Below are 19,940 nucleotides of genomic sequence, written 5' to 3' on the forward strand. Positions count from 1 at the left end.
TGGATCCAGTCAAAAATAAACAACTACAAATTAATAAAAAAATTCGATACGGATCTTGAAAGTGAAAGAACAATAGTATACATGTAATAATTCCGATTACATAGAAAATAAAGATAAGTAGTTCTAGTTTTGAGTGAAAGGAGAAACCATAGTTATGAAAAAAATTCATTCCAGTTATAATTTGAGCTCCAAAAAATAAAGAAATTCCAAATTGAAAAAATAATAAATCAGGCCCTCTTTTAATGACAAAAGTAATGAACGAAATGAAAAGTAAAAATACCCCTAAATAAATTGTTACATTTAATAATCGATCTAATGTAATCATGAATAGTGTCCCCTTTAATAGCATATTCATATATAAATAACAATTTCATTTAATTATAATATAACAATAAAATATTTTAAATGTTAGAAGTGTTGAGTTTTATAAATAAACTGTACAGACACAAACAACCTCACGCCCACATACACATAATAAAGACCACTATTTTGGCGGAGGTGAAAGGTTTGAGTCTATTCGCCGCAATTGGATATATGGTTCGAGAAGTGTTTGTCTTTGTTTCTTATGTGAAGAATAATGCGTTCCCGCAGCCATTATCATCAGATGATGAGAGAAAGTACTTAGAGTTAATGGAGCAAGGTGATGCTCAAGCGAGAAATCTTTTAATTGAACATAATTTACGGCTTGTAGCTCATATCGTTAAAAAATTTGAGAACACAGGAGAAGATGCAGAAGATTTAATTTCAATTGGTACGATCGGGCTCATTAAAGCAATCGAGAGCTATTCAGCAGGAAAAGGAACAAAGCTTGCAACGTATGCAGCACGCTGTATTGAAAACGAAATTTTGATGCATTTACGTGTACTAAAGAAAACGAAAAAAGACGTTTCACTTCATGATCCGATCGGGCAAGATAAAGAGGGGAATGAAATATCGCTTATTGATATATTAAAATCAGAGTCTGAAGATGTAATTGATATGATTCAGCTTAGTATGGAGTTAGAAAAAATTAAAGAGTATATCGATATTTTAGATGAAAGAGAAAAAGAAGTGATTGTGAAACGTTTTGGACTTGGGCTTGATAAAGAGAAAACACAGAGGGAAATCGCTAAGGCGCTTGGCATTTCTAGAAGCTACGTATCACGAATTGAAAAGCGTGCCTTAATGAAAATGTTCCACGAGTTTGTAAGGGCAGAGAAAGAGAAAAAAGCGAAAGAATAAAGTGTATTAGAAGCAGCCATATTTTAAAATGGGCTGCTTTTCTTTTTGTAAATAAGAAAAGAAAACGCGTTATGCTAAGAAGAAATACATGTTCACTGTTGAAAATGACGGATTCTATCTGTAATATTAGAAGGTGCTAAATAATTTAAGAATCATACCATACTTAGTTTTCTGCATGTATAATAAGGCTGCTTCATATGATATGTGGGAATAAGAACCAATTTCACATATGATATAGAAAGAAAAGAAGGGAAAACTAAAGTTATAGACTGATTAGGAGGTTTCGCAATTTGCGACGTACATTATATCGACTTATGATAGAACTTACAAATGGTCGCTTTACTTCTTATATATTACGTAAATTTGCACAATCTCGTTTGAGCTCTATCATTATTCCATCGTATGCGAAAGTTTTTCAAATTAATCAAGATGAGATGGAAAAGGGCTTGAAGGAATATAGAACATTGCATGATTTATTTACGCGTAAGCTAAAAGAGGGAAAGCGTAGTATTGATACAGATGCATCGAGTATCGTTAGTCCTGTTGATGGTGTTTTTGCAGATCATGGTCCTATTGAGGACACAAAGACATTTGATATTAAAGGAAAGCGTTATTCAATTGTGGATATGCTAGGTAATGAAGAACGTGCAACGCGATATGCAGGCGGTACATATATGGTAATTTATTTGAGTCCAAGTCATTATCATCGCATTCATAGTCCGCTTTCTGGTTCTGTGACTGAAAGATTTGTACTCGGTAGAAAATCATATCCGGTAAATGCAGCTGGTATGGAATACGGGAAAGAACCGTTGTCAAAAAATTATCGTTCTGTTACAGAAGTGAACAGTGATGGCGAGCATATGGCTCTTGTAAAAGTAGGTGCTATGTTTGTTAATAGTATTGAGCTTTTGCATGAAAGAGATACTGTTCAAAAAGGTGAAGAAATGGCATACTTTACATTTGGTTCAACAGTTGTGTTATTGTTTGAAAAAGATATGATAGAAGTAGTGCAGGAATTGAAGAGTGGACAAGAACTTCGTCTTGGTGAAAAAATTGCTACTCGATTAACTTACAAATAAAGAAAAGTTTTTATAACCGTAAGTAAGAGTTATGGACAAAGATACTTAATGATGAAATCCCCTAGATGGGAGTACTTGTTTATTCGAGAGCCATCGTAGGATGGCTCTTTTTACAGGTCATCCAATCATTTATCCCGTAACTGTCTGATTGGTACGGGCTGATTAAAGTTTCGCTTTATATGTAATCAAGAAGATTTGACAAGCTTGTCCTCTAATGAGCGTCTAATAATTTCTTGTTTTATAAGTAAAATGAAGTCGGGATTTAATTTTAGTTCTTTTGCTTTATAATAAGACTCAGTGAGTAACTCAGTAGATAACTGTTCCATATGTTTTGTTTTCAAGGTGAGTCACCTCCTAATAATATAAGGATTGATTCGTTGATGCATTTAATGTACCAAAAAAATATGACAGTCACAAACGAATGGTTATCCACATACCTAGGTGGATAAGGTGTGTATAGATTGTTAGTAAATTCCAAATTAACTGAAAGATTAATGTGGAAAATGTGTACAATTTTATCCACAGGTTATATATCGAAAAATGTTGTCGAAAAATTTTATGAAAAATCCTCAAAGAGGTGAAAGAAATTGAAGCTATTTTTACCGAATGAATATGTAAAAAATGTATATCATGTTCAACCAGAAGATTTAAAAAAACGTGGAATTAAAGGCGTTATTACTGATTTAGATAACACTTTAATTGAATGGGATCGTCCAAATGCAACGCCGCAACTTGAAGAATGGTTCTTAAAAATGAAAGAGCAAGGCATTCAAGTAACGGTCGTTTCAAATAATAATGAGCAACGTGTAAAAGATTTTGCTGATCCATTAGGTATTCCATTTATTCATAGTGCACGTAAACCGTTTGTTCGAGCGTTTAAGCGTGCGATACAAGAGATGCATCTGCAGGCAGAGGAAGTTGTAGTAATTGGAGATCAGTTACTGACTGACGTGCTTGGTGGAAATCGAGTAGGACTTCATACAATTTTAGTTGTACCGGTAGCACAAACGGACGGATTAGTGACGCGCTTTAATCGAAAAATTGAACGAAGAATTATGAAAAATATGAAGAAAAAAGGTTTAATTAACTGGGAGGAATAAAGTTTGACTGAAACAATTAAATGTATTGGTTGCGGTGTAGAAATTCAAACAGAAAATAAAAACGAAGTGGGGTATGCTCCTACCTCATCTTTAGAGAAAGAACAAGTCATTTGTCAACGTTGTTTTCGCTTGAAGCATTACAATGAAATTCAAGATGTATCGTTAACAGATGATGATTTCCTACGCATTTTAAATGGAATTGGAAAATCAGATGCATTAGTAGTCAAAATTGTAGATATTTTTGATTTTAATGGTAGCTGGTTACCTGGCTTACATCGTTTCGTAGGAAATAATAAAGTATTACTTGTTGGAAATAAAGCTGATTTAATTCCAAAGTCAGTAAAACATGATAAAGTAAAGCATTGGATGCGCTATAGTGCAAAGCAGCTGGGATTAAAACCAGAAGATGTCTTTTTAATTAGTGCAGCGAAGGGACAAGGGATTGCTGAACTAGCAGATGCTATTGAGTATTATCGCGGCGGCAAAGATGTTTACGTTGTTGGATGTACGAATGTAGGGAAATCGACATTTATTAATCGTATGATTAAAGAATTTAGTGATGAGACTGAAAATGTAATTACAACATCTCATTTCCCAGGAACAACACTGGATTTAATTGATATTCCATTAGACGAAGAATCTTCTTTATATGATACGCCAGGTATTATTAACCACCACCAAATGGCTCATTATGTTGGAAAGCAAAGCTTAAAGCTTATTACACCAACAAAAGAAATTAAGCCGATGGTATTCCAATTAAATGAAGAACAAACGTTATTCTTTAGTGGATTGGCACGTTTTGATTATGTAAGTGGTGGTCGTCGTGCGTTTACTTGTCACTTCTCGAATCGTTTAACAATCCATCGTACAAAGCTTGAGAAAGCAGATGAATTATATAAAAATCATGCTGGGGATTTGCTAAGCCCCCCAACACCAGAAGAATTAGAAAATATGCCTGAGCTAGTGAAATATGAATTTAATATTCGTGAACCAAAAACGGATGTTGTATTCTCTGGATTAGGATGGGTTACTGTGAACGAATCAGGAGCAAAAATTGTTGCACACGTACCAAAAGGAGTAAGTGTTTCATTGCGTAAATCTTTAATTTAATATGGAGAGGGATTTATGAAACAATTATATGGTGTAATCGGAAATCCAATTGGACATTCATTATCACCCGTTATGCATAACGATGCATTTGAACACTTGAATATGGATGCCCATTATCATGCATTCCTTGTGGAAGAGGAAGCGCTAGGGGAAGCAGTAAGAGGTTTAAAAGCATTAGGTATTTCAGGATTTAATGTAACAACTCCGCACAAGGTTGCTATTATGGAATATTTGGATGAGATTGATCCATTGGCAAGGAAAATCGGCGCAGTAAATACAGTGGTTCATAAGAGTGGAAGGTTAATTGGCTACAACACAGATGGAATTGGTTTTGTTCGAGCGCTGCAGTCAATTAGTAATGAACCACTTCAAGGGAAACGTATTTTGTTACTTGGTGCAGGTGGTGCTAGCCGAGCTATTTATTTTTCTCTTGCTGATGTAGGTGTAAAAGAGATTGATGTAGCCAATCGTACAGTAGATAAGGCGAAAGAACTTATTTCTGCACGTACGGCCGATGTTAATTCTGTTGCTTTGTCGTTAGAAAAAGTGACAGAAGAACAAGGGAATTATGATATTATCATTCAGACGACAACAATAGGTATGCATCCACACGTCGAACATACGCCATTACAAATTTCTTCGTTAAAAAAAGGAACGATTGTATCAGATATAATTTATAATCCATTTGAAACGAAAATTTTATGTGAGGCAAAAGAGCAAGGCGCAATCATTCAAAATGGTATTGATATGTTTGTTTATCAAGGGGCACTTGCGTTTGAAATGTGGACAGGACGTGTACCAAATATTGATCGAATGAAACAATTAGTTATAAAAAAGCTTGGAGGCTAACATATATGTTAACAGGAAAACAAAAAAGATTTTTACGTGCACAAGCACATCATTTAACACCAATTTTTCAAGTAGGAAAAGGCGGAGTAAATGAAAATATGGTGAAACAAATTGGAGAAGCGTTAGAAGTTCGTGAACTATTTAAAGTGAGCGTATTACAAAACTGTGAATTTGATCGTCGTGAAGTTGCAGAAGAACTTGCACAAGGTGCGCGAGCTGAAATCGTTCAAGTAATCGGAAGTACAATCGTTTTATACAAAGAATCAAGAGAAAATAAGCAGATTAAACTTCCTCGATAAAAAGATTAGCATGCGCTATTTTTATCGCTGATGCGTAATGATGTAGAGAGCGAAACCAATTGAACTTTTATTAATAGCGACTCTCTTCATTCCTAACCGAGGAGAGTTGCTGTATGTAAAAGGAAGGGGCGTTTCTTTTGAGGAAAATTGGCATCATTGGCGGTACATTTGATCCGCCTCACTATGGCCATTTGCTAATTGCAAATGAAGTATATCACGCTTTGAACTTGGAAGAAGTATGGTTCTTGCCAAACCAGATTCCGCCACATAAACAAGGACGGAATATTACAAGTGTAGAAAGTCGTTTACATATGTTAGAGCTCGCGACTGAGGCAGAAGAACACTTTTCTATTTGTTTAGAAGAGCTAAGCAGGAAGGGCCCATCTTATACGTATGACACTATGTTACAATTGACGAAGAAGTATCCGGATGTGCAGTTTCACTTTATTATTGGTGGGGATATGGTTGAGTATTTACCGAAGTGGTATAACATTGAAGCTTTACTTAATCTTGTAACGTTTGTTGGAGTTGCGAGACCTGGGTATACATTGCATACGCCGTATCAGATTACTACAGTGGAAATTCCGGAATTTGCAGTTTCTTCATCCTTATTACGTGAGAGATATAAGGAGAAGAAAACATGTAAATATTTACTTCCTGAAAAAGTACAGGTATATATCGAGAGGAATGGGTTGTATGAATCGTGAGAATGCACTTCATATTGTCAAACAACAAATGCATGAAAAACGTTATATACACACAATTGGTGTAATGGAGACAGCGATTGAGCTTGCTAAGTTATACGGTGTGGACGAAAAAAAAGCAGAGATGGCAGCTATATTCCATGATTATGCGAAATGTAGAGCGATTTCAGAGATGGAAGAGATTATTAAACGTGAAGATTTGCCGAAAGATTTACTTTGCTATAATAAAGAGTTATGGCATGCACCTGTTGGGGCATACTTAGTAGAAAAAGAGGTAGGCATTACGGATTCTGAAATTTTGCAAGCTATTACATATCATACAAGTGGTCATGAGAACATGACGATGTTAGATAAAGTGATTTATGTAGCTGATTACATTGAGCCTGGGCGAAAGTTTCCAGGTGTGGAAGAGGCTCGTAAACTCGCATATACAGATATAAATCAAGCTTTATTATTTGCGTTAAAGCGAACAATTCAATTTTTAATGGAAAAAGATCAGACGATTTATCCATTAACATTCCAAACATACAATGCAGTTATCAAGGAGGAAATAAGTAAATGAATGATAAAGATTTATTAGTATTAGCGGCAAAAGCAGCTGATGATAAGAGAGCAGAAGATATGGTTGTCCTAAATATGCAAGGTATTTCACCAATTGCAGATTATTTCATTATTTGTCACGGTAATTCAGATAAACAAGTGCAAGCAATTGCACGTGAAATTAAATCAAAAGCACATGAGTTCCAAATCGACGTACAACGTATGGAAGGTTTTGACGAAGCACGTTGGGTATTAGTTGATCTTGGAGATGTAGTTGCTCATGTATTCCATAAAGATGAGCGTAATCACTATAATTTAGAGCGTCTATGGGGCGATGTGCCACGTGAAGATATTACAGAAGAGCTAGGCCAATGAAATACGAACAATTTGCATTGTTGTACGACGAACTAATGAATGATGTCCCTTATGATAAATGGGTGGAATTCACAGAGGAAAGTTTACAGCAGGCAGATATGAAAGAGGCAAAAATTCTTGATGTAGCATGCGGTACGGGTAATGTAACACTGCCGCTTGTGAAAAAGGGTTACGATTTAATAGGTGTCGATCTTTCAGAAGAAATGTTAACAGTCGCTCAGCAAAAACTAGGTGGAGAGGGATACTTTATTCCTTTTTACCAACAAGACATGCGAGAGCTTGATGTTCCAGGTGAGTTTGACTGTGTCACTATCTTTTGTGATTCATTAAATTATGTATTGCAAGAAGATGGAGTGCAAGAAACATTTAGAAGGGTGTTTCACCATTTACGTCAAGATGGTTTGTTTTTATTTGATGTACATTCTTTATATAAAATACATCATGTATTTCAAAATGAAACATATACAGTGAATGGAGAAGAAATATCTCTTATTTGGAATTGCTTCCCTGGTGAAGAATCAAATAGTGTAGAGCATGATTTAACATTCTTTGTTCAAGATCCAGAAGAAGATGTGTACCATCGATTTGACGAGTGTCACGTGCAACGTGCATATCAAGTGGAAGAGTTAACGAAATGGCTTGAAGAAGCAGGTTTTACAGTGCTTCGCGTAACAGGTGATTTTGAACGACTTGAAGTTACAGAACAAACAGAACGTATTTTCTTCATGGCGAAGAAAAACGGATAAAACAAAAGCAACCGAGAAGGTTGCTTTTGTTTTATAAAGAAGATGTAATTTTAGTTCTAGCATAACTTGAAGATGGTATGCGTAAAGTGTGGAAATAGTAGTTGAAGTGAAAATATAGTATGAAAAAGTAAGTATTTATAAAAAGGATTTGGAATGAAAATGACGTATTTATTATGTGTGTTTATTGAATTGCTGATCAACGCATTCTAAATCTTCATCGAATTTTTCATGTGTTCGCTCGATTAACTTATGGAACATATCTCCAACATGTTCTTCTAAAACCCGAATGCCTTCCCCGGTAACGCCGCCTTTCACGCAAACCTTTTCTTGTAAGGTAGGTAATGTGAAGATTTCTTTTTCAAGTAATTTCCCCATCCCCACGACCATTTCACTTACTAAAGTAGTAGCCTCTTCGTGTGTAATATTTGTTTTATCTACAGCAGCGTTAATGAAGCGTTGTAGTAAATAACTAAAGAAAGCAGGACCGCAACTTGCTATATCAGATGAAACGCGCGTTATATCTTCTTCTATTACAATAGGCGTAGAAATGTTTTTGAATAGACGAAGTAGTTTTTGTTGCCATTCTTCAGAACAATTATCTCCAAATGTAAATAGTGAAGCGCCAGAGAGGGCGCGATTTGTGATGCTTGGAATGATACGCGCAACGTGGCAAGGTACGAGAGTCTCTAATTGTGATGGAGATATTGGACTTGTAATAGAAACTAAGCACGTTTCATCAGAAAAATGTTTAGCGTATTTTTTTAGGATAGGGTATATATCTATTGGCTTAACGCAAATAAAAATAAGTTGTGATTGTTCGATTACTTCCGGGATTGTTTTGGCTATATGAACGGAAGGGTATTTCTCTTTTATATGATATGCTTTGGCAGGCGTCCGATTAATGATTGTAAGGCACGAAGGTTTGACAGCACGGGTTTCTAAAAATGCATCGATTAGTATATTCCCCATGTTTCCTGTCCCTATAATTCCTATGTTCAAAATTTCATCCCTCCTTCGTAACAGCTTTCTCCTAAACAATATGAATGATGTTATAAATTTATGATTAGAGGTGTAAAATGATGTGGGATTTTCCGAAAAAGTGGTTAGGTTTAGTAGCTATTATTGGAACTTTACTTTTTCTTGTTTTTTGGAAAACGAACCAGAGTGCAGAACAAATGCCTATTACAATGAATGTGCAAGAGAAAGAGAAAAAGGGTAAACCGAAAATATCGGATGCACAGGAACAGAAAAGAACAATTATAATTGATGTGAAAGGAGCGGTTAGTAAAGAAGGGGTATATGAAATGAGGGAAGGAGATCGCGTAAAGGATGCGGTTCAAAAGGCTGGTGGTTTTTTGTCAGAAGTAGATATAAAAAAAGTGAATTTAGCACAAATTGTACAAGATCAAATGCTTCTTTATATACCGAGTAAAAATGAGTCAGGACAAGGAATGCTTACTTCTTCTAAGGAAGATGGCAAGATTCAAATAAATACAGCGGCGAAAGAGCAATTAGAAAAAATTACAGGGATTGGCTCTCGAAAGGCAGAAAGTATTTTGAAATATCGAGAAGAACATGGTCCATTTCAGAAAATAGAAGATTTATTAGAGATTGATGGGATTGGTGCAAAGTCTCTTGAAAAGATAAAAGATCAAATTATTATTCCGTAAAAGATTGACGAAGTTTTTCTTCTTTCGCTACACTACAAGTAGACAAAAAAGTAGGTGAAAAATATGGAACGAATTTCATGGGATCAATATTTTATGACGCAAAGCCATCTACTATCGTTACGTAGTACATGTACAAGGCTTGCGGTAGGAGCGACAATCGTTCGCGATAAACGAATTATTGCTGGTGGATATAATGGTTCGATTAAAGGTGGCGTACACTGTATAGATGATGGTTGTTACGTAATCGATAATCATTGTGTTCGGACAATTCATGCCGAAATGAATGCTTTATTACAATGTGCCAAGTTTGGTGCGAAAACAGAGGAAGCAGAAATTTACGTTACGCATTTCCCTTGTTTACAATGTTGTAAGGCAATTATTCAAAGTGGTATTACAGCGGTTTATTATGCGCAGGATTATAAAAATCATCCGTACGCCATAGAGTTATTTGAACAAGCGAATGTAACAGTGAAGCACGTTCCGCTAGAATATGATATTGCTGCATTAGAGGAGCAAAAACGTTATACGGAGCTAAAAGAATTATTTGCGTCTTTAGAAAAAGATAATTTATCAATGGAAGAATTACAGCATGTATTCACGAAAGCAAAAATGATGCTATAAGGAGTGAGTATAAGTTGCAGGAACAATGGGGGTATGTTGCAATCTCGTTTATAATGGGGATTGCAATCGCCTTTTCCTCGTCACTTTTATTGATAGTTTTTTGTCTCTTTGTATATATTTTCTTCTGTTTATATCGCACTTCGCGTAAAACCTTCATTTTTTGTATTGTAGCGTGCTTTAGTAGTGCTATATACACTTCCTATGTTCAAGAGTGGAATAAGCCTCTAGGAGAGTCCTATGGAGTTACAAGAGGGGTCATACAAAATACACCGCTTGTTAATGGGGATCGCCTATCTTTTCAATTTGAAGATCAGAATAAAAATGTAGTGCAGTTAAGTTATAGAATGAAATCAGCCTTGGAAAAGAAAAAGATGCAACAATTATACGCGGGGGTATCATGTATATTCGAGGGTGAGAGGAAAGAACCGCAAACAGCTCGGAATTTTCATGGTTTTAATTACCGTGATTATTTATATAAACAACATATTCATTTCATATTTGAGGCTACATATATTTCCGAATGCTATAAAACATCACTGTCGTTCATACAATGGATTCTTCTTTTGAGGCAACAAGTAATCTCGAAAGTTACAGAAATGTTTCCAGAGCAATCAGGTGCTTTTATGAATGCGTTATTATTTGGGGACAGACAACAAATGACGTTTGAAGTGGAAGCGCAATATCAACAGTTTGGTCTTGTACACTTGTTAGCAATTTCAGGTTCGCACATTGTATTGTTAATGGTGATAGTATATTTTATTTTGCTAAGAAGTGGTGTGACAAGGGAGGTAGCAACAATCTGTCTTATCGTCTGTATTCCTTTGTATATGGTTTTAGCAGGGGCATCACCATCTGTTATAAGAGCTTCTATAACAGGAGTTTTGATGTTGATTGCTTTTATGTGCTCTATTCGTTTATCTAGTTTAGATGCTTTAAGTGTAACAGCTATATGTATGCTTATATATGACCCTTATCTTGTTTTTAATATTGGATTTCAGTTTTCTTTTGTAGGCAGTTTTGCTTTACTTTTGTCTGCTCCGTTATTATTAGAGAGTAGCAACGGAGTAATCCGAAATTCTATTTATATATCTATTATTTCTCAGCTCGTTAGTACTCCGATTTTGTTATATCACTTTGGTTATTTTTCTCCATATAGTATTTTCCTCAATCTTTTATACGTTCCGTTTTTATCGATCATCGTATTACCATGTAGCATTATTATTTTACTGTGTATGCCAATTGTACCAGTTCTCGCAAAAGGATTTGCGGATGTATTATCAATAGGCTTGAGTATGTCTAATGATTTTTTAAGTTATTGTGAAAGTTTACCATTTACCCAGCTTATTTTCGGGAAAACGCCCTTCGTTCTTGTAACTGTATATTGTGTGAGTATTGTCAGTATATTGATGGTTTTGGAAAAGAGAGCGCCGAAAAAAATGGTATGTATAGTTGTGAGTGTATTTCTTTTTATTAGCACGTGTCATTATGTATATCCATATTTTAGAGGAAGCGGAAGTGTGACATTTATTGATGTTGGACAAGGTGACGCGATATTAATTCGCCTTCCGTATGATAAAGGGATTTATCTTATTGATACAGGTGGAACGCTTCGTGTGAATAAGGAAGAATGGCAACAGAAAAAGCATGAGTTTTCTGTTGGAAATGATGTTTTAATACCCTATCTACAAAAGGAAGGTATTAAAACAATTGATAAATTAATCGTAACGCATGGAGATGTAGATCATATAGGTGCTGCGCAAGAATTATTATCATATATACCTGTAAAAGAAGTTGTGTTTGGCCGAAAGAGACAAGATGCAGTATTAGAAAAAGTAGTAAAGAAAAAGGCATTAGAAAAGGAAATGAAAATAACTGAAGTGGTGGAAGGGGAGAAGTGGAGTGTAAATGAAGCGGAATTTTTCGTTTTAGCTCCAAAAGGAAAAGAAAAAAGTGAAAATAACGCTTCAATTGTAATATGGGCAAAATTTGGAGGGCTGAAGTGGCTATTTACAGGCGATTTAGAAGAAGAAGGGGAGAAGTTTTTAATAGAAGCGTATCCAGATTTGCGAGTGGATGTTTTAAAAGTTGCTCATCATGGGAGTAATACGTCATCTATAGAGCCTTTTTTGAACGTCATACAGCCCCATGTAGCGATTATATCTGCTGGTGAGCAGAATAGGTATGGGCACCCGCATAAAGAAGTGATAGAGCGTTTTGAGAAGATGGGGAGTGCAATATGGCGCACGGATAAGCAAGGTGCTATTTCCTATGTTTTTAAAGGAGAAAACGGAACCTTTCAAAGTAAAATCACATATGATGAAACACAGAATAGATGAAAAAGAGAAGACTGCCATGAAGTGGCAGTCTTTAAGAACCGATAAATTTAATGACAGTTGCAATGATGAAAAGTGTTGCGAAAAAACCAAATGAGACGATAAATCCTACTCCTGAATCAATAGCGTCATTTCGTTTACTTTGAACGTTTTGTTCAAAATCATTCATTTAGAATCCCTCCCAACATTCCACTTTAGTATAAAATATTGTCAGAAAAAAATCTACAATTTCCATAAGAAGAGGAAATGAGTATTTTTACTGTTTTCTAGTTCGCAAAATGGCGTGAGTTTTTCGTTTCCAAGCATGTTAACAGTTGGCACTTATACTCAAATTTTTATTGCGAATAATAAAGGGAAGGTGATTACCGCACACCAATAAGAAACCCGGGACTTATTGCGTGGCGTTTAATATAAATAAAGGGACGGGTTATAAAGCCTGTTCCTTTGTACTTGTAAAACAAAAGATAGGGCATTAGTATAAATATATATTGCCAAGTTAGGGAGTAGGAAAAAAGTATGAGTGATATACATAAAAAAATTAAAAAGAAACAGTTTGCTCCGTTGTATTTGCTGTATGGAACGGAAGCGTTCTTTATAAATGAAACGATAAAGGATATTACAACAGAAGCACTTGAAGAGGAAGACCGAGAGTTTAATGTTGTGACATACGATTTGGAAGAGGCGTATTTAGAAGATGTGGTTGAGGATGCGCGTACGCTTCCTTTTTTCGGGGAACGTAAAGTGTTATTAATAAAATCACCACTATTTTTAACTTCACAAAAAGAAAAGTTAGAACAAAATATAAAAATTTTAGAAGAATATATTGGTGAACCTTCTCCGTTCTCTATTCTTGTTTTTGTTGCGCCTTACGAAAAACTCGATGAACGAAAAAAAATTACAAAACTATTAAAGAAAACAGCGGATGTAGTAGAAGCGAATGCGATGCAAGTGCAGGATGTTCAGAAATGGATTGTTGCTCGCGCAGATGAAGTGCATGTGCATATTGATAATGCGGCTGTTAGTTTGTTGTTAGAGCTTGTCGGAAGTAATGTAACGATGTTGGCGAAGGAAATGGACAAGTTAACGTTATACGTTGGTATGGGTGGAGAGATTACAACGAAACTTGTTGCAGAGCTTGTGCCAAAGTCAGTTGAGCAAAATGTATTTGCTTTGACAGAAAAAGTGGTGAAAAAAGATATTGCGGGTGCAATGCAAATTTTGGATGGATTATTTACGCAGCAGGAAGAACCGATTAAATTGCTTGCGTTATTAGTGAGTCAATTCCGTTTGTTGTATCAAGTAAAAGAGTTACAGCAACGTGGTTATGGACAAAATCAAATTGCGTCTCATATTGGTGTACATCCGTATCGTGTAAAGTTGGCGATGAATCAAACGAAGTTTTTCTCTTTTGAAGAATTAAAAAAAGTGATTATAGAATTAGCGGAAGCTGATTATAGCATGAAGACGGGAAAGATGGATAAGAAGCTTGTGCTCGAGTTTTTCTTAATGCGGTTAAATCATATGTAACGATACAAAAAGTTCACGTACTTAATACGTGAACTTTTTTGTATATAAAAAAACGACCCAAATGGATCGTTTTTTAAACGCCTTACGCGTTTACTTGTTTCGCTAAGCGAGATTTTTGACGAGATGCAGCGTTTTGGTGGATAAGACCTTTACGAGCTGCTTTGTCAAGTTTTTTAGAAGCAGTTTTGAAAGCTTCTTTAGCATTTTCAAGATCGTTATTAGTAACTAAAGCTTCTACAGTTTTAACAGCAGAACGCATGTCAGACTTGATAGAAGCGTTATGTGCACGACGCTCTTCGCTAAGTTTAGCGCGTTTGATAGCAGATTTGATGTTTGCCATACTTTTCACCTCCCTGGTGCAATCGAATGACTCGATTCTTACATAGAACAAGTGATATTCTATCAAACGGTGAAGAGAATTGCAATAGTATATCCATGAAATTTCACGTAAAGGAAAGAATGACCTTATATAACTTTGGGAAATCTAACGATATTTACTATGAATTACGGAGGAGATACGATGAAAGAACCATTAGATTTAAGTAAATATAGCGTTAGAACTGACCTTGCTGTAGAAGCTCATCAAATGTTACAAGAGCGCCAAGAAGAACAAAAAGGGATACAGGGGGTTATTGTAAAAGAGAGGGAAGAAGAAGGTACTATAATTACAAAAGTCACAATTGATGAAGCGGCCTCTGAAGCGATGGGTAAAAAACCTGGGAATTATTTAACACTTGAAGTACAAGGTATACGTCAGCAAGATACAGAACTTCAACAAAAAGTAGAGCGTATTTTTGCAAAAGAATTTTCTTATTTCTTAGAAGAGGCTGGTGTTACGAAAGAAGCGAGCTGTTTAATTGTAGGTCTTGGGAATTGGAATGTAACACCAGATGCTCTTGGACCGATAGTTGTAGAAAATGTATTAGTAACGAGACATTTGTTTCAATTGCAACCTGAAAGTGTAGAAGAAGGATTTAGGCCTGTTAGTGCAATTCGGCCGGGGGTAATGGGGATTACAGGGATCGAAACGAGCGATGTTATTTATGGAATTATTGAGAAGACAAAGCCGGACTTTGTAATTGCGATTGACGCATTAGCTGCCCGTTCTATTGAACGAGTAAATAGCACGATACAAATTTCTGATACTGGAATTCATCCTGGATCAGGTGTTGGGAATAAACGTAAGGAACTAAGTAAAGAAACATTAGGTATCCCTGTTATCGCAATTGGTGTTCCGACTGTGGTCGATGCCGTTTCGATTACAAGTGATACAATTGATTTTATTTTGAAACATTTTGGCCGAGAGATGAAAGAAGGAAACAAACCTTCCCGATCTTTGTTACCAGCCGGATTTTCATTTGGAGAAAAGAAAAAATTAACAGAAGAAGATATGCCGGATGAAAAGAGCCGAAATATGTTTTTAGGTGCTGTTGGTACGTTGGAAGAAGAAGAAAAAAGAAGGTTGATTTATGAAGTGCTATCTCCTCTTGGTCATAATTTAATGGTGACCCCAAAAGAAGTTGATGCTTTTATTGAGGATATGGCAAATGTAATAGCGAGTGGTTTAAATGCAGCGCTGCATCATCAAATTGATCAAGATAATACAGGAGCATATACACATTGAGGAGACAAGATGATAATAGTTTGAGCCGCTTTGCGCTTTTGTGTATATGTAGTGTAGCTTTGTGCTTACTTATGATGATAGCAGGAGTGGCGCTTGCTAATCATGGTTTGAAAAGTATGAAAGGTTATCAGCAATTGTCGTATGAACAAATAGCTCATATGACAGGGACAGAGAGTACAGGTGCTGAATCAGAAGTTTTGGGTAGTTCATTTTCAGCTTCAGAAAAACAACAACAATTAGAACGTTTAAGAAGTTTTAATGTTGTAGAAGGAATTGGGATGGCGGTAGCAAGTGTAGCTTATGGAATGACGAAGTTTGGAACGGATATAGTTGTTGGAAAAATAAAAGAAATTTTTAGCTAAGAGTAACATGGGAGGCGGTTGTTTTACTGATTTGTAAGACAGCCGTTTTAAAATTTGAAAAGGGTTTGTCTCTTATGGTTTGTTCGCATAAGATATAGATAGAATGATTTGTCTTGTGAGCAGCACGAGTTTTCATTGAATCTTTGCTGCTCTATTGATATAATCAGTGCTAGTGTATATTGGCGAGACTATTAGGAGTTGAGAACATAGATGAATAAAGAAGAAAGAGCAAAAAGACAGTCCAAAATTCGTAACTTCTCCATCATTGCTCACATTGACCACGGGAAATCAACGTTGGCAGACCGTATTTTGGAGAAAACAAACGCGTTAACACAGCGCGAAATGAAGGCTCAATTGCTTGACTCTATGGAGTTAGAGCGTGAGCGCGGTATTACAATTAAATTAAATGCGGTACAATTAACGTATAAAGCGAAAGACGGTGAAGAGTATATTCTTCACTTGATTGATACACCAGGACACGTCGACTTTACGTACGAAGTATCTCGTAGTTTAGCGGCTTGTGAAGGCGCGATTCTTGTAGTAGATGCAGCGCAAGGTATTGAAGCGCAAACGTTAGCAAACGTGTACTTAGCGCTTGATAACAACTTAGAAATTTTACCAGTTATTAATAAAATCGACTTACCAAGTGCGGATCCAGAACGTGTACGTCAAGAGGTAGAAGATGTAATTGGTTTAGATGCATCAGAAGCGGTACTTGCTTCAGCAAAAGCTGGAATTGGTATTGAAGAAATTTTAGAGCAAATTGTTGAAAAAGTACCAGCTCCGGCGGGTGATTCAGAAGAGCCGTTACAATGTATGATTTTCGATTCTTTATATGATCCGTACCGCGGTGTAATTGCTTATATCCGTGTTGTAAACGGAACAGTAAAAGTTGGCGATAAAGTACGTATGATGGCAACGGGTAAAGAATTTGAAGTAACAGAAGTAGGTGTATTTACACCGAAGACTACGCAACGTGATGAGTTAACAGTAGGTGATGTAGGATTTTTAGCAGCATCTATTAAAAACGTAGGCGATACACGTGTTGGTGATACGATTACACATGCGAAACGCCCGGCTGCAGAGGCGTTAGCAGGGTATCGTAAGTTAAACCCAATGGTATTCTGTGGTTTATACCCAATCGATTCTGCACGTTATAATGACTTACGTGATGCGTTAGAAAAACTAGAATTGAATGACTCTGCTCTTGAATTTGAGCCTGAAACATCTCAAGCTTTAGGATTTGGTTTCCGTTGTGGTTTCTTAGGACTGCTTCACATGGAAATTATTCAAGAACGTATTGAACGTGAATTTAAGATTGACTTAATTACAACAGCGCCAAGCGTTATTTATAAAGTTTATTTAACAAACGGTGAAGATGTTATTGTTGATAATCCATCTAATATGCCAGACCCACAGTCTATCGATCGTGTAGAAGAGCCGTTTGTAAAGGCTGCAATTATGGTTCCAAATGACTATGTTGGAGCTGTTATGGAAATTTGCCAAGGTAAACGTGGAACGTTTATTGATATGCAATATTTAGATGAAACACGTGTTACATTGACATATGACATCCCGTTATCAGAAATCGTATATGATTTCTTCGATCAATTGAAATCAAATACGAAAGGATATGCATCATTTGACTACGAGTTAATTGGTTATAAACCATCTAAACTTGTGAAAATGGATATTCTTTTAAATAATGAACAAGTGGATGCTTTATCATTTATTGTTCACCGTGATTCAGCGTATGACCGTGGTAAAGTAATCGTAGAGAAATTAAAAGAATTAATTCCAAGACAACAGTTCGAAGTGCCAATTCAGGCGACTATCGGAAACAAAGTTGTAGCGCGTTCTACAATCAAGGCGATGCGTAAAAACGTACTTGCGAAATGTTACGGTGGTGACATTTCTCGTAAGCGTAAACTTCTTGATAAGCAAAAAGAAGGTAAAAAACGTATGAAGTCTGTTGGTTCTGTAGAAGTACCGCAAGAAGCATTCATGGCTGTACTGAAAATGGATGACAACTAATAATTAAAATGAAAAAGGAGTCGTTTATGCGGCTTCTTTTTTCTGTATAATTACTTTTTAGACATCTTAGCTTCTCTCATTTACAATGATGAGAGAGTTTTTTAGTGATCGATATAGAGTTAGGAGACTATTAATGTCCGAAAATATTCGAAAAGATATTCGAGAGAAAATACAAAATGGTAATTTTAATTGTGAAAAGGAATTGACGCTTTCTATTATTAGTGGAAAATGGAAAGTTGTGATATTGTGGCACTTAGGTGTGGAAGGGCCACATCGTTTTAGTGAATTACAACGACTATTCCCGAGCATTTCTCATAAAGTTTTGTCGAACCAATTAAAAGAGTTAATGGAGGATGGGATTGTTGATCGAACAGTGTATCCTGAAATTCCTCCGCGTGTTGAGTATTATATGACGGAATTAGGCATGTCGCTTTTACCGATCGTTGAAATGATGTATGATTGGGGAAAAATGCGAATGGAACAAATTCGTAATACGTTAGAGAAGTAGAGAATCCTCCGGAGTACGGAGGTTTTCTTTTTAGAAAGGTAGGAGTTATATTTGGTACAAGCTGCATATATTCATATTCCATTTTGTCAGCATATTTGTCACTATTGTGATTTTAATAAAGTGTTTATTGAACGCCAGCCGGTAGAGAAATATTTAGATTATTTAGAGAAAGAAATAATAAATACGGTTCAAAAAGTGCCGTTTGATAGTATGAAAACGATTTTTGTTGGCGGGGGAACTCCGACAGCTTTAAATATGGAACAGACAAAAAGATTACTCGAGATTATTAATTGTCATTTGCGTCCATTTGCTCCGAATTGCGAATTGACATTTGAAGCGAATCCAGGAGATCTACCGAAAGAGAAGTTGAATGTACTGCTAGAAGGTGGAGTGAATCGAATTAGTTTTGGTGTGCAAACGTTCCGTGATGAACTGCTTGAGAAAATCGGGCGCAAGCATACGAGGGAAGATGCATTTCTAGCGATTCGGGAGGCGCAGGAAGTAGGATTTAAAAATATTAATGTAGATATTATTTATGCTTTGCCAGGACAAACGATAGAAGATGTGAAGGAAACGTTAGACATTGCTTTTACGCTTGGTGTGCAACATTTCTCGGCATATTCATTAATTGTGGAACCAAAAACAGTGTTTTATAACTTAATGAATAAAGGGAAATTGCGTCTTCCGGGTGAAGACCATGAAGCGAAAATGTATGAAATAGTAATGGATGAAATGGAGAAACACGGTTATAACCAGTATGAAATTAGTAATTTCTCAAAAGGAGACAATAAAAGTAGACATAATCTCACATACTGGAATAATGAAGAGTATTATGGATTTGGAGCTGGAGCTCATAGCTATGTGAACGGGGAACGTATTCAAAATGTAGGTCCGCTGAAGCAATATTTTAATAAAATTGATGAAACAGGATTTCCGTATTTAGATGTTCACAAAGTGATTGAGAAAGAAAGAATGGAAGAAGAACTGTTCTTAGGGCTTCGAAAAACAAAAGGTGTTTCTAAAACGGCGTTTTACAGTAAATTTAATGTGGAGATGAATCAAATTTTCGCGAAGCAGTTACAAAGCAATCAAGGGCAGGGATTGCTTGAAGAGGAAGATGGATATGTACGTTTAACGCGAAAAGGAAAATTATTAGGGAATGAAGTATTCCAATCATTTTTGATTGACTAATTAAATGTTCCATAAACGTGAAAAAGTTTCATTATTTCGTGACGTTT

The 19,940-nt window shown here is 36.0% G+C and carries 23 protein-coding genes and 1 pseudogene; 19 read left to right on the top strand and 5 right to left on the bottom strand.

From position 1 onward, the window contains the following. Positions 1 to 325 (bottom strand): annotated as a pseudogene (locus tag COK05_RS18625) (hypothetical protein); the annotation flags it as partial. A gap of 182 nt (positions 326 to 507) precedes the next feature. On the opposite strand from COK05_RS18625, the gene sigK reads away from it, so the two are divergent. Together sigK and COK05_RS18635 are read left to right on the top strand one after the other, a co-directional pair. Beyond that, entirely contained in the window at positions 508 to 1,221 is a 714-nt protein-coding gene (gene sigK, locus COK05_RS18630) for an RNA polymerase sporulation sigma factor SigK (RefSeq protein ID WP_000051382.1), read from the top strand. 290 nt (positions 1,222 to 1,511) lie between these two features. Further along, positions 1,512 to 2,300, top strand: coding sequence for a phosphatidylserine decarboxylase (locus tag COK05_RS18635; RefSeq protein WP_098613786.1), 789 nt, complete (start codon positions 1,512 to 1,514; stop codon positions 2,298 to 2,300). 185 nt (positions 2,301 to 2,485) lie between these two features. Here the strand turns inward: COK05_RS18635 and COK05_RS18640 are convergent, their stop codons facing one another. Continuing rightward, positions 2,486 to 2,641, bottom strand: coding sequence for a sporulation histidine kinase inhibitor Sda (locus COK05_RS18640; RefSeq protein WP_000850094.1), 156 nt, complete (start codon positions 2,639 to 2,641; stop codon positions 2,486 to 2,488). Between the two features lie 246 nt (positions 2,642 to 2,887). On the opposite strand from COK05_RS18640, the gene COK05_RS18645 reads away from it, so the two are divergent. The 8 genes from COK05_RS18645 (at position 2,888) to COK05_RS18680 (ending at position 8,023) form a co-directional block, all read left to right on the top strand. Then, the gene (locus tag COK05_RS18645) at positions 2,888 to 3,400 is read left to right on the top strand and encodes a YqeG family HAD IIIA-type phosphatase (RefSeq protein WP_000765307.1); all 513 of its coding nucleotides are present in this window, start codon (positions 2,888 to 2,890) and stop codon (positions 3,398 to 3,400) included. Between the two features lie 3 nt (positions 3,401 to 3,403). Then, positions 3,404 to 4,510: a ribosome biogenesis GTPase YqeH gene (gene yqeH, locus COK05_RS18650; protein ID WP_098613787.1), complete on the top strand. Its 1,107-nt coding sequence runs from the start codon at positions 3,404 to 3,406 to the stop codon at positions 4,508 to 4,510. A 15-nt stretch (positions 4,511 to 4,525) separates the two neighbouring features. Beyond that, positions 4,526 to 5,359, top strand: a complete 834-nt coding sequence (aroE, locus tag COK05_RS18655) for a shikimate dehydrogenase (protein WP_098613788.1) — start codon at positions 4,526 to 4,528, stop codon at positions 5,357 to 5,359. 5 nt (positions 5,360 to 5,364) lie between these two features. After that, positions 5,365 to 5,658: a ribosome assembly RNA-binding protein YhbY gene (gene yhbY / locus COK05_RS18660; protein ID WP_000955228.1), complete on the top strand. Its 294-nt coding sequence runs from the start codon at positions 5,365 to 5,367 to the stop codon at positions 5,656 to 5,658. A 137-nt stretch (positions 5,659 to 5,795) separates the two neighbouring features. Further along, positions 5,796 to 6,365, top strand: coding sequence for a nicotinate-nucleotide adenylyltransferase (nadD, locus tag COK05_RS18665; RefSeq protein ID WP_098613789.1), 570 nt, complete (start codon positions 5,796 to 5,798; stop codon positions 6,363 to 6,365). Next, entirely contained in the window at positions 6,355 to 6,924 is a 570-nt protein-coding gene (yqeK, locus tag COK05_RS18670; protein WP_098613790.1) for a bis(5'-nucleosyl)-tetraphosphatase (symmetrical) YqeK, read from the top strand. Before nadD ends, yqeK begins: the two co-directional genes overlap by 11 nt. Further along, positions 6,921 to 7,277 (top strand): ribosome silencing factor, encoded by a 357-nt coding sequence (gene rsfS / locus COK05_RS18675; RefSeq protein WP_000998173.1) that lies wholly within the window; start codon positions 6,921 to 6,923, stop codon positions 7,275 to 7,277. Before yqeK ends, rsfS begins: the two co-directional genes overlap by 4 nt. Then, on the top strand, positions 7,274 to 8,023 hold the full coding sequence (locus COK05_RS18680) for a class I SAM-dependent methyltransferase (RefSeq protein ID WP_098613791.1): 750 nt from the start codon (positions 7,274 to 7,276) through the stop codon (positions 8,021 to 8,023). The genes rsfS and COK05_RS18680 overlap by 4 nt, the downstream gene beginning before the upstream one ends. A 171-nt stretch (positions 8,024 to 8,194) precedes the next feature. On the opposite strand, the gene comER is transcribed toward COK05_RS18680, so the two are convergent. Then, positions 8,195 to 9,022 carry a late competence protein ComER gene (comER, locus tag COK05_RS18685; protein ID WP_098613792.1) on the bottom strand — a complete coding sequence of 276 codons (828 nt, stop codon included), beginning with the start codon at positions 9,020 to 9,022 and terminating at the stop codon, positions 8,195 to 8,197. A gap of 77 nt (positions 9,023 to 9,099) precedes the next feature. On the opposite strand from comER, the gene COK05_RS18690 reads away from it, so the two are divergent. The 3 genes from COK05_RS18690 to COK05_RS18700 all read left to right on the top strand — a co-directional run bounded on the left by COK05_RS18690 (position 9,100) and on the right by COK05_RS18700 (position 12,650). Next, positions 9,100 to 9,693, top strand: a complete 594-nt coding sequence (locus tag COK05_RS18690) for a helix-hairpin-helix domain-containing protein (protein ID WP_098613793.1) — start codon at positions 9,100 to 9,102, stop codon at positions 9,691 to 9,693. Positions 9,694 to 9,756: 63 nt separating this feature from the next. Beyond that, entirely contained in the window at positions 9,757 to 10,314 is a 558-nt protein-coding gene (locus COK05_RS18695; RefSeq protein ID WP_000439773.1) for a ComE operon protein 2, read from the top strand. 14 nt (positions 10,315 to 10,328) lie between these two features. Beyond that, positions 10,329 to 12,650, top strand: coding sequence for a DNA internalization-related competence protein ComEC/Rec2 (locus COK05_RS18700; RefSeq protein ID WP_098613794.1), 2,322 nt, complete (start codon positions 10,329 to 10,331; stop codon positions 12,648 to 12,650). A 31-nt stretch (positions 12,651 to 12,681) separates the two neighbouring features. On the opposite strand, the gene COK05_RS18705 is transcribed toward COK05_RS18700, so the two are convergent. Next, complete coding sequence (locus tag COK05_RS18705) at positions 12,682 to 12,816, bottom strand: YqzM family protein (protein WP_000997609.1); 135 nt, start codon at positions 12,814 to 12,816, stop codon at positions 12,682 to 12,684. A gap of 347 nt (positions 12,817 to 13,163) precedes the next feature. On the opposite strand from COK05_RS18705, the gene holA reads away from it, so the two are divergent. Next, positions 13,164 to 14,174 (top strand): DNA polymerase III subunit delta, encoded by a 1,011-nt coding sequence (holA, locus tag COK05_RS18710; protein WP_098613795.1) that lies wholly within the window; start codon positions 13,164 to 13,166, stop codon positions 14,172 to 14,174. 82 nt (positions 14,175 to 14,256) lie between these two features. Here holA and rpsT read toward each other — a convergent pair whose 3' ends face one another. Beyond that, entirely contained in the window at positions 14,257 to 14,514 is a 258-nt protein-coding gene (gene rpsT / locus COK05_RS18715) for a 30S ribosomal protein S20 (RefSeq protein ID WP_001274012.1), read from the bottom strand. A gap of 180 nt (positions 14,515 to 14,694) precedes the next feature. Here rpsT and gpr point away from each other — a divergent pair, with 180 nt between their 5' ends. The 5 genes from gpr to hemW all read left to right on the top strand — a co-directional run bounded on the left by gpr (position 14,695) and on the right by hemW (position 19,893). Beyond that, entirely contained in the window at positions 14,695 to 15,798 is a 1,104-nt protein-coding gene (gene gpr / locus COK05_RS18720) for a GPR endopeptidase (RefSeq protein ID WP_098613796.1), read from the top strand. After that, positions 15,795 to 16,160 (top strand): YqxA family protein, encoded by a 366-nt coding sequence (locus COK05_RS18725; protein ID WP_098613797.1) that lies wholly within the window; start codon positions 15,795 to 15,797, stop codon positions 16,158 to 16,160. The genes gpr and COK05_RS18725 overlap by 4 nt, the downstream gene beginning before the upstream one ends. A 210-nt stretch (positions 16,161 to 16,370) precedes the next feature. Continuing rightward, positions 16,371 to 18,194, top strand: coding sequence for an elongation factor 4 (gene lepA, locus COK05_RS18730; RefSeq protein WP_098613798.1), 1,824 nt, complete (start codon positions 16,371 to 16,373; stop codon positions 18,192 to 18,194). A 133-nt stretch (positions 18,195 to 18,327) separates the two neighbouring features. Further along, positions 18,328 to 18,702, top strand: a complete 375-nt coding sequence (locus tag COK05_RS18735) for a winged helix-turn-helix transcriptional regulator (protein WP_098613799.1) — start codon at positions 18,328 to 18,330, stop codon at positions 18,700 to 18,702. Between the two features lie 51 nt (positions 18,703 to 18,753). Continuing rightward, positions 18,754 to 19,893 (top strand): radical SAM family heme chaperone HemW, encoded by a 1,140-nt coding sequence (gene hemW / locus COK05_RS18740; RefSeq protein ID WP_098613800.1) that lies wholly within the window; start codon positions 18,754 to 18,756, stop codon positions 19,891 to 19,893. Positions 19,894 to 19,940: the final 47 nt, after the last annotated feature.

Source organism: Bacillus cereus (assembly GCF_002567495.1).
GTDB classification, from domain to species: Bacteria; Bacillota; Bacilli; order Bacillales; family Bacillaceae_G; genus Bacillus_A; species Bacillus_A cereus_AQ.